14 protein-coding genes and 1 pseudogene are annotated in these 13,889 nt (G+C 60.9%); 9 read left to right on the top strand and 6 right to left on the bottom strand.

The annotated features are described in order from the left end of the window. The first annotated feature begins 223 nt into the window (after positions 1 to 223). The 5 genes from ACTD9P_RS03355 to ACTD9P_RS03380 all read left to right on the top strand — a co-directional run bounded on the left by ACTD9P_RS03355 (position 224) and on the right by ACTD9P_RS03380 (position 5,939). Positions 224 to 1,543 carry a Na+/H+ antiporter family protein gene (locus ACTD9P_RS03355; protein WP_438866720.1) on the top strand — a complete coding sequence of 440 codons (1,320 nt, stop codon included), beginning with the start codon at positions 224 to 226 and terminating at the stop codon, positions 1,541 to 1,543. Between the two features lie 89 nt (positions 1,544 to 1,632). Beyond that, a complete protein-coding gene (ctpM, locus tag ACTD9P_RS30385; protein WP_498371980.1) occupies positions 1,633 to 3,312 on the top strand; it encodes a methyl-accepting chemotaxis protein CtpM in 1,680 nt (559 codons plus the stop codon). 103 nt (positions 3,313 to 3,415) lie between these two features. Continuing rightward, positions 3,416 to 4,084: an RraA family protein gene (locus ACTD9P_RS03370; protein WP_438866688.1), complete on the top strand. Its 669-nt coding sequence runs from the start codon at positions 3,416 to 3,418 to the stop codon at positions 4,082 to 4,084. After that, entirely contained in the window at positions 4,081 to 4,740 is a 660-nt protein-coding gene (locus ACTD9P_RS03375; RefSeq protein WP_438866689.1) for an RraA family protein, read from the top strand. The genes ACTD9P_RS03370 and ACTD9P_RS03375 overlap by 4 nt, the downstream gene beginning before the upstream one ends. Continuing rightward, positions 4,737 to 5,939, top strand: a complete 1,203-nt coding sequence (locus ACTD9P_RS03380; RefSeq protein WP_438866691.1) for a pyridoxal phosphate-dependent aminotransferase — start codon at positions 4,737 to 4,739, stop codon at positions 5,937 to 5,939. The genes ACTD9P_RS03375 and ACTD9P_RS03380 overlap by 4 nt, the downstream gene beginning before the upstream one ends. On the opposite strand, the gene trhP is transcribed toward ACTD9P_RS03380, so the two are convergent. Beyond that, positions 5,936 to 7,249: a prephenate-dependent tRNA uridine(34) hydroxylase TrhP gene (gene trhP / locus ACTD9P_RS03385; RefSeq protein ID WP_438866692.1), complete on the bottom strand. Its 1,314-nt coding sequence runs from the start codon at positions 7,247 to 7,249 to the stop codon at positions 5,936 to 5,938. The two genes, ACTD9P_RS03380 and trhP, sit on opposite strands and share 4 nt — an antisense overlap. Positions 7,250 to 7,515: 266 nt before the next feature. Here trhP and ACTD9P_RS03390 point away from each other — a divergent pair. Together ACTD9P_RS03390 and ACTD9P_RS03395 are read left to right on the top strand one after the other, a co-directional pair. Then, positions 7,516 to 7,962, top strand: a pseudogene (locus tag ACTD9P_RS03390) (thioredoxin family protein); the annotation flags it as partial. 93 nt (positions 7,963 to 8,055) lie between these two features. After that, on the top strand, positions 8,056 to 9,123 hold the full coding sequence (locus ACTD9P_RS03395; protein WP_065912354.1) for an AI-2E family transporter: 1,068 nt from the start codon (positions 8,056 to 8,058) through the stop codon (positions 9,121 to 9,123). A gap of 3 nt (positions 9,124 to 9,126) precedes the next feature. On the opposite strand, the gene ACTD9P_RS03400 is transcribed toward ACTD9P_RS03395, so the two are convergent. From ACTD9P_RS03400 to ACTD9P_RS03410, 3 genes are all read right to left on the bottom strand, one after another. Beyond that, the gene (locus ACTD9P_RS03400; RefSeq protein WP_438866693.1) at positions 9,127 to 9,309 is read right to left on the bottom strand and encodes a hypothetical protein; all 183 of its coding nucleotides are present in this window, start codon (positions 9,307 to 9,309) and stop codon (positions 9,127 to 9,129) included. A 91-nt stretch (positions 9,310 to 9,400) separates the two neighbouring features. Continuing rightward, on the bottom strand, positions 9,401 to 9,595 hold the full coding sequence (locus tag ACTD9P_RS03405) for a hypothetical protein (protein ID WP_010211349.1): 195 nt from the start codon (positions 9,593 to 9,595) through the stop codon (positions 9,401 to 9,403). A gap of 259 nt (positions 9,596 to 9,854) precedes the next feature. Further along, the gene (locus ACTD9P_RS03410; protein WP_078741781.1) at positions 9,855 to 10,208 is read right to left on the bottom strand and encodes a hypothetical protein; all 354 of its coding nucleotides are present in this window, start codon (positions 10,206 to 10,208) and stop codon (positions 9,855 to 9,857) included. A 156-nt stretch (positions 10,209 to 10,364) separates the two neighbouring features. Between ACTD9P_RS03410 and ACTD9P_RS03415 the strand changes: the two genes are divergently transcribed. Continuing rightward, positions 10,365 to 11,183 carry a shikimate 5-dehydrogenase gene (locus tag ACTD9P_RS03415; protein WP_438866694.1) on the top strand — a complete coding sequence of 273 codons (819 nt, stop codon included), beginning with the start codon at positions 10,365 to 10,367 and terminating at the stop codon, positions 11,181 to 11,183. A gap of 121 nt (positions 11,184 to 11,304) precedes the next feature. Here the strand turns inward: ACTD9P_RS03415 and ACTD9P_RS03420 are convergent, their stop codons facing one another. Further along, the gene (locus ACTD9P_RS03420; RefSeq protein ID WP_438866695.1) at positions 11,305 to 11,955 is read right to left on the bottom strand and encodes a YceH family protein; all 651 of its coding nucleotides are present in this window, start codon (positions 11,953 to 11,955) and stop codon (positions 11,305 to 11,307) included. A 117-nt stretch (positions 11,956 to 12,072) separates the two neighbouring features. Between ACTD9P_RS03420 and ACTD9P_RS03425 the strand changes: the two genes are divergently transcribed. Continuing rightward, positions 12,073 to 12,582 carry a DUF1993 domain-containing protein gene (locus tag ACTD9P_RS03425; RefSeq protein ID WP_053255427.1) on the top strand — a complete coding sequence of 170 codons (510 nt, stop codon included), beginning with the start codon at positions 12,073 to 12,075 and terminating at the stop codon, positions 12,580 to 12,582. 66 nt (positions 12,583 to 12,648) lie between these two features. Here the strand turns inward: ACTD9P_RS03425 and sstT are convergent, their stop codons facing one another. Continuing rightward, entirely contained in the window at positions 12,649 to 13,869 is a 1,221-nt protein-coding gene (sstT, locus tag ACTD9P_RS03430) for a serine/threonine transporter SstT (protein WP_438866696.1), read from the bottom strand. Positions 13,870 to 13,889: the final 20 nt, after the last annotated feature.

Genomic DNA, 13,889 nt, shown 5'->3' on the forward strand with positions numbered 1-13,889 from the left:
CCCGTTCGACTGCGAAGCAGGCGCCCAGGTCGCGATTTTTGGGGCTGCTGCGCAGCCCAGCGGGAGCAAGCTCCCTCGCCACAGTTTTTGACATGACGGCCCGCCTGCTGCAAAGTGCGCGCCCTCTAATAAGACCTCCTAAAGCCTGCCCGCGGACGCCATCTGATGGCCGCCCGGTCGCGGGCCTGTCTGTTTTTTATGTTTTTTGCTTGAGGTAATCATGATTAACGCAGTCATCGCCGCGGTCGGCACCATGCTGGTGCTCAGTTTGTCCCGTGTGCATGTGGTCATCGCCATTATCGTCGGCGCCCTGGTCGGTGGCTTGACCGGCGGGTTGGGCATCGAGGCCACGCTCAAGGCCTTTAACGGCGGCTTGGGCGGCGGCGCAACGGTGGCATTGTCCTACGCCTTGCTCGGCGCTTTCGCGGTGGCAATTGCCAAGTCCGGCCTGGCGCATGCGTTGGCGGACAAGGCGCTGCTGTTGGTCGATCGTCAGGAAGCCACCGGCGGCGGCCACGTCAAATGGTTGCTGATCGGCCTGTTGTGGGTGGTGGCGATTGCCTCGCAGAACATTTTACCGATCCATATCGCGTTTATCCCGCTGCTGGTGCCGCCACTGCTGTACGTGCTGACCAAGCTGCAACTGGATCGCCGGCTGATCGCCTGCGTGATGACCTTCGGCTTGATCACGCCGTATATGTTCCTGCCGGTGGGCTTCGGCAATATCTTCCTTAACCAGATCCTGCTGGCCAACGTGGCCAAGAGTGGCGTGGACATCAGCCAGGTCAACGTCACCCATGCCATGGGCCTGCCGGCGTTGGGCATGGTGGTGGGTCTGCTGGTGGCGGTGTTTATCAGTTACCGCAAAAAACGTGTGTATGACCTGGAGAAAATCGAGCGCGTCGAGCAAGTGGCGGTGCAATACAACCCGCTGACCCTGCTGGTAGCCGGGCTGGCGATTGCCTCGGCGTTTATCATTCAGCTGTGGCTGGACTCGATGATCATCGGCGCCCTGGCTGGCTTTCTGATCTTCTCGGTGTCGGGCATTGTGCGCTGGCGCGAGACCGACGACCTGTTCACCGAAGGCATGAAGATGATGGCGATGATCGGCTTCATCATGATCGCCTCCTCGGGGTTTGCCGAAGTGCTCAAGGCCACCGGTGACGTGCGCTCGCTGGTGCAAGCCTCGGCGGCATTCATTGGTCACAGCCGTGGTGTGGGCGCGTTGCTGATGCTGCTGGTGGGGCTGTTGGTGACCATGGGCATCGGCTCGTCATTTTCCACCGTGCCGATTCTGGCCGCGATTTTTGTGCCGTTGTGTGTGCAGCTGGGCTTCAGCCCGTTGGCGATTGTGTGCATCGTGGGTACGGCGGGGGCGTTGGGTGATGCCGGTTCGCCAGCGTCGGACTCCACGCTCGGCCCAACGTCTGGCCTGAATATCGACGGCCAGCATCATCATATCTGGGACACCGTGGTGCCGACCTTCCTGCACTACAACATTCCGTTGCTGGCGTTTGGCTGGATTGCCGCAATGACCCTCTGATCTGCTTGTCTGTAGGAGCTGGCTCCTACAGATATTTCGCCACTGGCCGTTAACCTCTCAAGTCGCCACGAATAAGAGAGAGAAAAGCCATGCGTCTGAGTTTGAAGGCCAAAGTCCTGTCCCTGGCCGTTGTGCCGGTGTTGTTGTTTGCCGTGGTCATCAGCCTGACCACGGTGTGGATCCTGCAGGGCCAGGCGCGTAATGAGGTGGATGAAACCCGCCAGCGCCTGCTCAATGACGCCAAGGCCACGCTGCAAAGCTATGTGGAGGTGGCGATGACCACCATCAAGCCGCTCTACGACGCGGCCGCCCCCGGCGACACGGCGGCGCGCGCGCAGGTGGTGAAGCTGCTGTCCAATACGGCGTACGGCAAGGACGGCTACTTCTTCGGCTACGACTCCGAGACCATCCGCCTGTTCAAGGGCAACAGCCCGGACGGCGTGGGCAAGAGCTTCAAGGACAACCGTGACCCCAACGGTGTCTACGTCAACCGCGACCTGGTCAAGGTCGGCAAGGACGGCACCCACTACCTGCAATACAGCTCCACGCAACCTGGGCAGACCGAACTGGTGCCGAAAATGGGCTACACCGAATACCTGCCCAAGTGGGACATGGTGATTGGCACGTCAGTAAACCTCGATGGTATCGAAGCCCAGGTGGCGGTGGTCGAGGCCAAGGTCGAAAAACGCATGGAAGGCGTGCTGCTGAGCATCCTCGGCGTGGCGGTGGTGGTACTGCTGGTGATTGCTGCGGTGGGCATGCTGGTGGCCAATACCATCTTGCGCCCACTGAACCTGATGAAAGCCAACCTCGACGATATCGCGGCGGGCGAGGGAGACTTGACCCGCCGCCTGGCCATCACCAGCCAGGATGAGTTGGGCGACTTGGCCGGCGCGTTCAACCGCTTTGTCGACAAGATCCACGGGCTGGTGCGCCAGATCACCGAGATGACCGCGCAACTCACCGGGCTGGTCAGCCAGGTGTCCGAACAGGCCCAGCGCTCGGAAACCGCCATGGAACGTCAACGTCACGAGACCGATCAGGTGGCGACCGCCATCAACCAAATGTCCTCGGCGGCCCACGAAGTGGCGCGCAGTGCCCAGGGCGCCGCCGTCGCTGCGCAACAGACCGACGCCGAAGGCCAGGCTGCCAAGCGGGTAGTGGATGGCAGCATCGCGCAGATCCATGCACTGGTGAATGACATTCGCAGCAGCGGTGTGTCCCTCGACAGCTTGCAGCAGGACGTGTCGTCGATTGTCAGCGTACTCGGCGTGATCCGCTCGATTGCCGAACAGACCAACCTGCTGGCCCTCAACGCCGCCATCGAAGCCGCACGGGCAGGCGAGGCCGGGCGTGGTTTTGCGGTGGTCGCCGACGAGGTGCGCGCGCTGGCCAGCCGCACGCAAACCAGTACGCAGGAAATCCAGGGCATGATCGACCGCCTGCAAAAAGGCACCGTCGCTGCTGTGGATGCCATGCGCCGCTCCAGCGATGCCGGCGATGGCACCTCCGCCCAGGCCAACGAAGCCGGCGCTTCGCTGGACACCATGGCGCAGTTGATCGGCACCATTAACTCGATGAATGCGCAAATCGCCAGCGCCGCCGAAGAGCAGACCGCCGTGGCCGAAGAGATCAACCGCAGCGTGCATCAGATTGCCGTGGCGGTGGACAGCGTGGCGGATGAAACCCAGCTGGGCGCGCAAACCTCGCGCAGCCTGGCGGACCTGGGCCAGCGCCTGGGGCAGTTGGTGGGGCAGTTCAGGATCTGATCAACCATAGCTTCAGCGTATGTTTGCCTAACGCTAATACGAATATACCTATCACCGCCCCTGCGTGAGACTTGAGCCCCAACTACAACAGGGGCTCACCTCCATGCCACTGCTTGACCCGCTTCAGCGCCTGGCTGAACTCGACACCAACACGGTTTCCGACGCGCTGGACTTCCTGCAACTGCCCGGCGCCGTCGTCGGCATTCGCCCGTTGTGGGACTGCCCCAAAGTCGTCGGCCGGGCCAGCACCATTCAACTGGCGCCCAAGACTGACGCCGCGCCTGGTGTACACCTGATTTCCCCGGTAATCGACGCCATCACCACCGACGACCGCGTACTGGTGATTGCCGGCGGTATCGACGGCATTTCGTGCTGGGGTGACATCATCGCCAATGCCGCCGTGGCCAAGAATATCCGTGGCTCGGTGATCGACGGCTTCAGCCGCGATATCGACGGCAGTGCGACCATCGGTTACCCGGTGTACGGGCGTGGCGTGACCATGATCAGCGCGCGCAATCGGGTGGTGCAGGTCGCCTCCGGCGTCACGATTGATGTGGCGGGCGTGAAGGTGTCGCAAGACGACTTCGTCATTGCCGACCGTTGCGGCAGCGTGTTTATCCCGGCAGCGGTGATCGAACAGGTGCTGGACCTCGGCGAGCGGATCGCCGCCCGTGAAGCCGGCATGGTCGATGCGGTGCGCAGTGGCCGCTCGGTCGCTGATGTGATGCACGACAGCCAATTTGAAGCCATCCGCGTGGAGACCGCCCAATGAATGATCAACAACTTGTCGCTCTGTTCGAAGGGCTCGACACCCCCGGCGTGTCGGATGCCATGGACAAACTGGGTATTGCCGGCCAATGCCTGGGCATCGCGCCGCTGGATAACTACCGTGGCACCGTGGTCGGCCCGGCGTTTACCGTGCAATACATGCCGGCCAGCATGCCGCCGGGTTCAGTCGGTGATTTTATCGAAGACGTGCTGCCGGGTGATGTGGTGGTGCTCGCCAACGCCGGTCGCACTGACTGCACCGTGTGGGGCGACATCATGACCCAGTACGCCGGCAGTCGAGGGATCGCCGCGACGGTCATCGATGGCGTGTGCCGCGACGTCAGCAAAGCGCTGGGCGACGGTTACCCGCTGTTCAGCAAGGGCCGTTACATGCGCACCGGCAAGGACCGCGTGCAGGTAGCGTCGGTGAACCAGCCGGTGGCCATCAGCGGTGCCCGCGTGTGTGCACGCGACATTGTGGTGGCCGACGCGAATGGCGTGCTGGTGGTGCCGCGCGCCCGTGCCGAAGAAGTGGCACGTACCGCACGCCAGATTGAGGAAGTGGAATCGCAGATCCGTGCGCAGCTCGAGGCCGGCAAGACCTTGAAACAAGCGCGTGAAGCCCTGGGTTATCACACGCTGCAAAGGAAAACCTCGTGAATACGCTGAACCAGCGCCTGGCCCAGGCCAAGCCGTCGGCCACTTACCGCATCATCGACCGCGTGGCCGCACGCCGCGCCGAAGGGGCGAAGATTATTTCGCTGTGCGCCGGCGAGCCGGATTTCGACACCCCGGACCATATCCGCCAGGCCGGTATCGACGCGATCCGCAACGGCCACACGCGCTACACCCAAGTCGCGGGTATACGGGCCTTGCGTGAGGCCGTGGCGGATAAGTTCCGCCGCGAAAACGGCCTGGACGTGACCTGGCAGGACACGTTGGTGAGCAACGGCGGCAAGCATGTGATCTACAACGCCCTGGCCGCCACCCTGAACGAAGGCGACGAGGTGATTGTGCCCGCACCGTACTGGGTCAGTTACCCGGAGATGGTGGAACTGTGCGGTGGCACCGCCAGGGTTGTGGCGTGCAGTGCCCAGCAGGGTTTCAAGCTGACGCCCGAGGCGCTGGCGGCGGCAATCACGCCGAACACGCGCTGGCTGATCCTCAATTCACCGTCCAACCCGACCGGCGCGGTGTATAGCCGGCACGAATTGCAGGCGCTGGCGAATGTGTTGCTGGAGCATCCGCACGTGCTGGTGCTGGCGGACGATATCTACGAACACCTGCTGTTCGACGGGCAAACCTTTCATACCCTGGCGCAAGTCGAGCCGCGCCTGGCGCCACGGGTGCTGACCATGAACGGCGTCTCCAAAGCCTACGCCATGACTGGCTGGCGCATTGGTTTTGCCACCGGCCCGCGCTGGTTGCTGGAGGCGATGGAAAAACTCCAGGGCCAGCAGACCTCGGGGGCCAGTGCGATTTCCCAGCACGCCGCCATCGCCGCCTTGAGCGGGCCGCAGGATTTTATCCGGCAGTCGCGCGCCGTGTTCGAGAAACGTCGCAATTTTGTGGTGTCCTTCCTCAACAAAACCCCAGGACTTGAATGCGCGAACCCGTCCGGCGCGTTTTACGCCTTCGCCAACTGCGCAGGTTTGCTGGGGCGCACCACGCCCGCCGGCAAGCTGTTGCAGACCGACGAAGACGTTGCCCACGCCTTGCTCGAGGAAGCCAATGTGGCCGTGGTACACGGCAGCGCATTTGGCTTGGCGCCGTACCTGCGTATCGCCTACGCCTTGGGCGACGACTCGCTGTTGCAGGCGTGCGAGGCGATCCGCCAGTTCTGCGTGGCGACGCGTTAGACGTCACGCATCAACAGGCCGAAGCGCAGGTCCATCTGCGCTGGCAGGGGGAGATACACGGTGTGTCCATCTCCCGGCGCTACGTCGATGGCTTCGCCTTTGGTGTTGTGCAACGTGGTCAGGTCAAAGTGAAAGTTGCCGGCGGGCGTCATCAGTTCCAGATGATTGCCCACGGCAAAGTGGTTTTTCACTTTAACCTCGACCAGCTCGCCCTGGCGCTCGCCGGTCAATTCGCCGACAAACTGCTGGCGCTCCGACACCGAGCTGCCGTTCTGGTAGTTCTGGTATTCGTCGTGCACATGGCGACGCAGGAAACCTTCGGTGTAGCCGCGTTGGGCCAGGGACTCAAGATTGGTCATCAGGTTGCGGTCAAATGCACGGCCAGCCACCGCATCGTCAATGGCCTGGCGATACACCTGGGTGGTGCGCGCGCAATAGAAGTGGGACTTGGTGCGCCCTTCGATCTTCAGCGAATGCACGCCCATGTGCGCCAGGCGCTCCACGTGCTGCACGGCGCGCAGGTCCTTGGCGTTCATGATGTAGGTGCCGTGTTCGTCTTCGAAAGCGGGCATCTGCTCATCCGGGCGGTTGGCTTCTTGCAGCAAAAACACCTGGTCGGTCGGCGCGCCGATCCCCAAGGTCGGTTCACAGTGCTGGACGATATCGCCCGTGACGTTCTCTACCGCCGGTGTGGCCGAGTATTTCCAGCGGCATGCGTTGGTGCAGGTGCCTTGGTTGGCATCGCGCTTGTTCATATAGCCGGACAACAAGCAGCGCCCGGAATAAGCCATGCACAGGGCGCCATGCACAAACACTTCCAGCTCCATGGCGGGCACCTGTTGGCGGATTTCGCCGATTTCTTCCAGTGACAACTCCCGCGACAGAATCACCCGGCCGATACCTTGCTGCTGCCAGAACTCGACGCTGGCCCAATTCACGGTATTGGCCTGCACCGACAAATGAATGGGCATGCACGGGAAGTGACGGCGCACCAGCATGATCAAGCCCGGGTCGGACATGATCAACGCGTCCGGGCCCATGGCGATCACCGGGGCCAAATCCTTGAGGAAGGTCTTGAGCTTGGCATTGTGTGGGGCAATGTTGACCACCACGTAGAAACGCTTGCCCAGTGCATGCGCCTCCTGGATGCCGAGCGCGAGGTTGGCGTGGTCGAACTCGTTATTGCGCACGCGCAGGCTGTAGCGCGGCTGGCCGGCGTAGACCGCATCGGCGCCGTAGGCGAAGGCATAACGCATGTTTTTCAGGGTGCCGGCGGGGGCGAGCAGTTCGGGGGCAATCACAGGGGGCATGGGCTCAGGTCGCAAAAGGTCGCGAGGGTAAAGGAGCGGGCGCGCGCCTTTATTGATCCAGGTCGGGCTTTTGCCGGTTTTGTATCGCCGTGTATCGGCGGGTGCTGCTCGACACAGCTGGGATACCTCAGAGCGTTTCAATAGGCACTCTGCGACTCGACAAGGTAATCCCCATGCGACCCATCACGTTCCTGTTTGCCAGCCTGCTGCTGGCTTTTGCCCTTTCCGCAAGCTGGGTAGCCAGTGGCGAAAGCAAACACCCTGCGGGCGCCATGCCGTCGCTGGCGGGGGCGGTTGACTGGCTTAATTCGCCGCCCCTGAGCCTTGAAACGCTCAAAGGCAAAGTGGTGCTGGTGGATTTCTGGACCTATGACTGCATCAACTGCCGGCGCGCGCTGCCCTACGTCAATAGCTGGGCCAAACGCTACGAAAAAGACGGTTTGGTGGTGATTGGCGTACACACGCCCGAATACGCGTTTGAGCACATCCCGGCCAACGTCAAAGAGCAGGTGCGCAAGCTCGGCATTGGTTATCCGGTGGCCATTGACAATAACTACGCGATCTGGCGCAGCTTCGATAACCAATATTGGCCAGCCCACTACCTGATCGATGCCAAGGGCCAAGTGCGCTACAGCCATTTCGGCGAGGGCCGTTACGAGGCCCAGGAGCAGGTGATTGAGGCATTATTGAGTGAGGCCAAGGAGATTCAATAACACGGCCTATGCTTGAAGGGCACTCCCAGGTTTTGCCGCGGACTAAGCAACAGGGCCGCTGAAGGCCCTCTGCTTTTCTGACATGGACCGGACATGAACCAAACCAACCTTCAATTCAAAACCCTGTTGTTATTGCTGGTCCTGGTGACCATCGCCTTTATCTGGATATTGCTGCCGTTCTACGGCGCAGTGTTCTGGGCGGTCATCCTTGGCATTATTTTCGCCCCGATGCAGCGGCGCCTGCAGCAACGCTTCAGTTGGAACCGCAACCTGACGTCGCTGGCGACCCTGACGGTGTGCCTGGTGATTGCAATTCTGCCGGTGATCATCACCAGCGTGCTGCTGGTGCAAGAGGGCGCCACCCTCTACAAAAATATCGAAAGCGGCAAACTGGACGTGGCGGGCTATATCGAACAGTTCAAGAATTTCCTGCCGCCGTACTTCCAGCACCTGCTCGACCGTTTCGGCATGGGCAACCTGGAGGGCCTGCGGGAAAAGATCGTCAAGAGCGCGATGCAGGGCAGCCAGTTCTTTGCCACCCAGGCGTTCAGCTTCGGCCAGGGCACGTTTGATTTCCTGGTGAGCTTTTTCATCATGCTGTACCTGCTGTTTTTCCTGCTGCGTGACGGCCCGGAACTGGTGCGCAAGGTACGCACGGCGGTGCCGTTGGCTGAGCCGCAAAAGCGCCGGTTGCAACTCAAGTTCAATCGAGTGGTGCGCGCCACCGTCAAGGGCAATGTGCTGGTCGCCGTGACTCAGGGTGCGCTGGGCGGTTTGATTTTCTGGTTCCTGGACATTCCCAGCGCGTTGCTCTGGGCGGTGTTGATGGCGTTTCTGTCGTTGTTGCCGGCGGTCGGCGCGGGGATTGTGTGGGGGCCGGTGGCCGCCTACTTCCTGTTGAGCGGTTCGATCTGGCAGGGCGTGGTGTTGGGCTTGTTCGGCGTGTTCGTTATCGGGCTGGTGGACAATGTGTTGCGCCCGATCCTGGTGGGCAAGGACACCAAGATGCCGGATTACCTGATCCTGATCTCTACCTTGGGCGGCCTGTCGGTATTTGGCTTGAATGGCTTTGTGATCGGGCCACTGGTGGCGGCGCTGTTTATGTCCAGCTGGGCGTTGTTTGTTGAAAGCAAACCGCGGGTCAAGCTGCCATTGCCATAGATTTCAGGCGTGGAGCCTGAAGTTCGACACCTGCTGTTGCTGTTGTTGCGCAGCGGACAGTGAGGTGAGCGGGCCGCTGATGGTTTCGCCATCGCGTACCACATACCAGCAGGCCAACAACCCAAGCTCCCGGAGTGGGGCGGGGACGGCACTGCCGACAACGGACATGATTTGAGCAGTGGGCATAGGGACCTCCAATGGCTATGGGGGTCACCTTACGGGCTGATGGCACGTAGGAAAAATCACCCATCTCGATAGTCAACATTAACGCCAGGCGTCAATCCACCACTTGATCGAGCATGTTCACCACTTCCTGTTCACTGAGCAGGCCTTTGCGCACTAGGTTTTCTGCCAGCAACGCGAGAAACTTTGCGCTGCGGTGGCCCTCAAGGTGCTTGAGTTCAGTGAGTGCGCTGTAGACCTTGCTGGACGTGCACAGGCCAGCGGTGCGGTGCGGGTTTTGCGTGGGCATGGTCAGTCGTCCTTAATTGTTATTGGGTGGACCGCTCGATAGTGAGACTGTTGGGTGACGTAAACATGACAGCGCAGGCCCGGGTCAAGCAAGTGGACATTTGATCGTCATGATGTGGGATTGCGGCACGAGCATTGTCCTCATAACGACCTTGGCATGATAAAACCGGGCTTTTTGAGAAAAAAGCCAGGCAAAAAAGCCATGTAAAAAAAAGCCCCGCGAGTGGGCGGGGCCTGTTCATTTACAGCGTGATTGTCTGTTACCAGCCGCGGCCATAATAACCGTGGGGAGGGCCGTAGTAGCCGCGTGGTGGGCCGTAATAGACTGGCGCCGGGCGGTAGTAAACCTGCTGTTGCACATACACCGGTGGCGGCGGTGCGTAGTAGACCGGCGGAGGCGCGGCATACACCGGTTGCGGCTGCACATACACCGGTTGCTGCACGTAGACTGGTTGCGATTGGCTGGCAACCACGGAGCCGACAACGGCTGCGCCGATCAAACCACCCAATATGGCCGGGCCACCCCAACCACCACCGTGGGCGGAGGCTTGGCCTGCCATAGCGAGTGCGCCGATAAGCAAGGCGATTTTGGGGATTTTACGAATCATGGTCATTCCTCGGTTAGCCCCTGCGCTTGTGGTCTGCAATCAATAGACTCAAGGATTGTCGCGGGGATACTTTTAAGACAACGTATTTCTGAAAAACAGCACAGCCGCTAGGTAAAGGTTGTGTAAGGTCTGTACCGATTTGCTTACTCAAAGGAGTTTTCCATGCAGATGCACCCCAACAAGGACACCCAACTGTGCATGTCATTGTCGGCGCGTCCCGGGAATTTTGGCTTGCGATTTCACAACCACCTGTACGAACAGCTGGGGCTGAACTTCTACTATAAAGCCTTCAGCAGCCAGGATTTGCCCGGCGCGATCGGCGGTATCCGAGCGCTGGGCATCCGTGGTTGCGGGGTGTCCATGCCGTTCAAGGAAGCCAGCATCGCCCTGGTGGATGAGCTGGACGCCTCGGTCAAGGCCATCACCTCGCTCAATACCATCGTCAACACCGACGGCCATCTCAAGGCTTACAACACCGACTACATTGCCGTGGAACAACTGCTGAAAAAGCATGCGGTACCCAAAGACTCGACCTTTGCCCTGCGTGGCAGCGGCGGCATGGGCAAGGCGGTAGCCAGTGCCCTGCGCGATGGCGGCTATGCCAACGGCGTGATTGTGGCGCGCAATGAAGCGGCGGGCCGGGCGTTGGCGCAGAGCCTGGGGTATGAGTGGCGAGCAGAACTGGGCGAGTTGCGCCCGCAGATGCTGGTCAACGTGACGCCAATCGGCATGACCGGCGGCGCAGAAGCGGACCAGTTGGCCTTTGAGGCGGACGCTGTGGATGCCGCTGACACTGTATTCGATGTGGTGGCGATCCCCGCGGAAACACCGTTGATCGTGCGTGGGCGTGCCCAGGGCAAGCGAGTGATTACCGGGTTGGAAGTGATCGCAATCCAGGCATTGGAGCAGTTTGTGTTGTACACCGGTGTGCGGCCGACGCAAGAGCAGTTTGAGGCAGCAGTGGCCTTTGCCCGAAATTAAAGCACTGCGCAGATCCAAATGTGGGAGCGGGCGCGCTCGCGAAGGCGGTGGATCAGTCGATACATCCAGTGACTGACACTGCGCCTTCGCGAGCAAGCCCGTTCCCACATTTTTAATCGAGTTAAGCCTGTTCCAGCTGGGCCAACCGCTCTTCCAAAGCCGCAATTCGGGCTTCAAGCTCTTCTATACGCTCCACCGAAACCCCGCCGGCCGAGCGCTCCACCGGGCTCCCGCGCGCCGCGATAATCGCCTCAATATCGGCCGGATCCCCCAGCGAATGGGTATAACGGTCTTCCCGTTGCCCCGCCTGGCGCGGCACCAGCACCGCCAGCCCGCGTGCAATCAAGCGTTCAAGCTGGTGCACGACCTGTTCGGCATCTTCAAAATCATGCATGCGCCCGCTGCGGGTCAACAGTTCGTTGACGGTCTGCGGCCCGCGCAGAAACAGCAGCCCTATCAGGATCACCTGGGCCGGTACCAGCTCCAGCGCCTTGTCCACCCGATGCTCCCAGCGGTCGGCGCGGCTGCCCATCACCAGGCGGGTAAAGCCTTGGCCCTCGAGCACCCGCAGGCTCTGGCCGACCTGGCCCTGGCTCAAGTTGGTCACCGGTTCCCGGCTGGTCTTCTGGTTGCAGGCCAGCACCAGCGCATTGAGCGTGAGCGGATAAGTTTCCGGGTTGGTCGCCTGTTTTTCGATCAGGCAGCCCAGGATACGGATTTCCGTGCTGTTCAGGCGCGGCTCAGGGGTGTCGGTGTCGTGCTCGGCGGTCATCGCGCTTTCCCTATGCAGTGAAGCTCACTAGCCTAATCCTGAAAAAATAAAAGACAAGCCGCAGGCATGGCTATAATCGCCGCTGGTTCCAAACCCTGCCATCACCGTGAGACTGTCATGACTATTTCCCTGTACGCCGCCTCCATCCCGGTCTTCAAGCAAATGCTCAACGCCCTGAGCGATGTACTGAACAAAGCCGAAGCCCACGCTACCGCCAAGAACATCGAACCCAACGCCTTGCTGCAAGCGCGTCTGTTCCCCGACATGTTCCAGCTGGTGCGCCAGGTGCAGATCGCCGTCGACTTCGCCAAGGGCGTTTCTGCGCGCCTGGCCGAAATCGAAGTACCGAAGTACGAAGACAGCGAAGTGACCTTCGCCGACCTGCAAGCGCTGATCGCCAAGGTGCTGGCATTTGTCGACACCATCAAGCCTGAGCAAATCGACGGCAAAGAAGGCATCGAAATCATCACCCGCCCAGGCACGCCGAAAGAGAAGCGCTTCAGCGGCCAGTCCTACCTGCTGACCTACGGTCTGCCGCAGTTCTTTTTCCACGTCACCACCGCTTACGCTTTGCTGCGTCACAACGGTGTGGAAGTGGGCAAGCGCGACTACATGGGCGCTTTCTAAGCATCCAGATACAAAAAAGCCCGGGGCGTTCCTGTTGAACGCTCCGGGCTTTTTTACGCCTGATGTTTAAGCTGTATGCTCGTCCTTGCCCAGGCAGGCGGCGGCCGTGAACAGCACATCGGTGGACGAATTGAGCGCGGTTTCTGCCGAATCCTGCAGTACACCGATGATGAAGCCCACGGCCACCACCTGCATGGCTATCTCGCTGGGAATGCCGAACAGGCTGCACGCCAACGGAATCAGCAGCAACGAGCCACCAGCCACACCCGACGCACCGCAGGCACATACCGCCGCGACCACGCTGAGCAGCACGGCGGTGGGCATGTCCACGGCAATACCGAGCGTGTGCACGGCGGCCAGGGTCAACACGGTGATGGTAATCGCCGCGCCGGCCATATTGATGGTGGCGCCCAGCGGGATCGACACCGAATAAGTGTCTTCATGCAGGCCCAGGCGTTTGCTCAGCGCCAGGTTCACCGGGATATTCGCCGCCGAACTGCGGGTGAAAAACGCGGTAATGCCGCTTTCGCGCAAACACATCAGCACCAGCGGATAAGGGTTGCGGCGCAGCTTCCAGAACACGATCGCCGGGTTGATTACCAGCGCGACGAACAGCATGCAGCCGACCAGCACCACCAGCAGGTGCGCATAGCCGAGCAGGGCGCCGAAACCGGAGGTGGCAAGGGTCGAGGCCACCAGGCCGAAGATGCCCAGCGGCGCAAAGCGAATCACCACGCGCACGATCAGCGTGACGCCATTGGACAGGTCATCGAGCACCGTGCGAGTGGTAACACCTGCATGGCGAATCGCGATACCCATGCCAATCGCCCAGGCCAGAATGCCGATGAAGTTGGCATTCATCAGCGCACTCACCGGGTTATCCACCACGCTCAGCAGCAGGCTTTGCAGCACCTCGCCGATGCCGCCGGGGGCGCTGACGGTGGCGTCATGGGTGGCCAGCACCAGAGGCGACGGGAACAGCATGCTGGCAACCACCGCGACGACGGCAGCGGCAAAGGTGCCGAGCAGGTACAGGAACAGGATCGGCTTGATATGGGTTTCCTGGCCATGTTTATGGTTGGCGATAGACGCCATGACCAATACGAACACCAGAATCGGCGCCACGGCTTTCAGCGCGGTGACAAATACCTTGCCGATAAACCCGGTGGCGCGCGCCGCCTCGGGCAAGAACAGGGCGAGCAGGATACCGGCCACCAGGCCGATGACAATTTGGGTGACCAGGCTGACGCGCATCAGTCGTTGCAGCAGGGAAGGGGCAGCAGTCATAAACAGTTGTCTCTAGTTTT

This window comes from Pseudomonas onubensis (assembly GCF_965653655.1).
In the GTDB taxonomy this organism is placed as follows: domain Bacteria; phylum Pseudomonadota; class Gammaproteobacteria; order Pseudomonadales; family Pseudomonadaceae; genus Aquipseudomonas.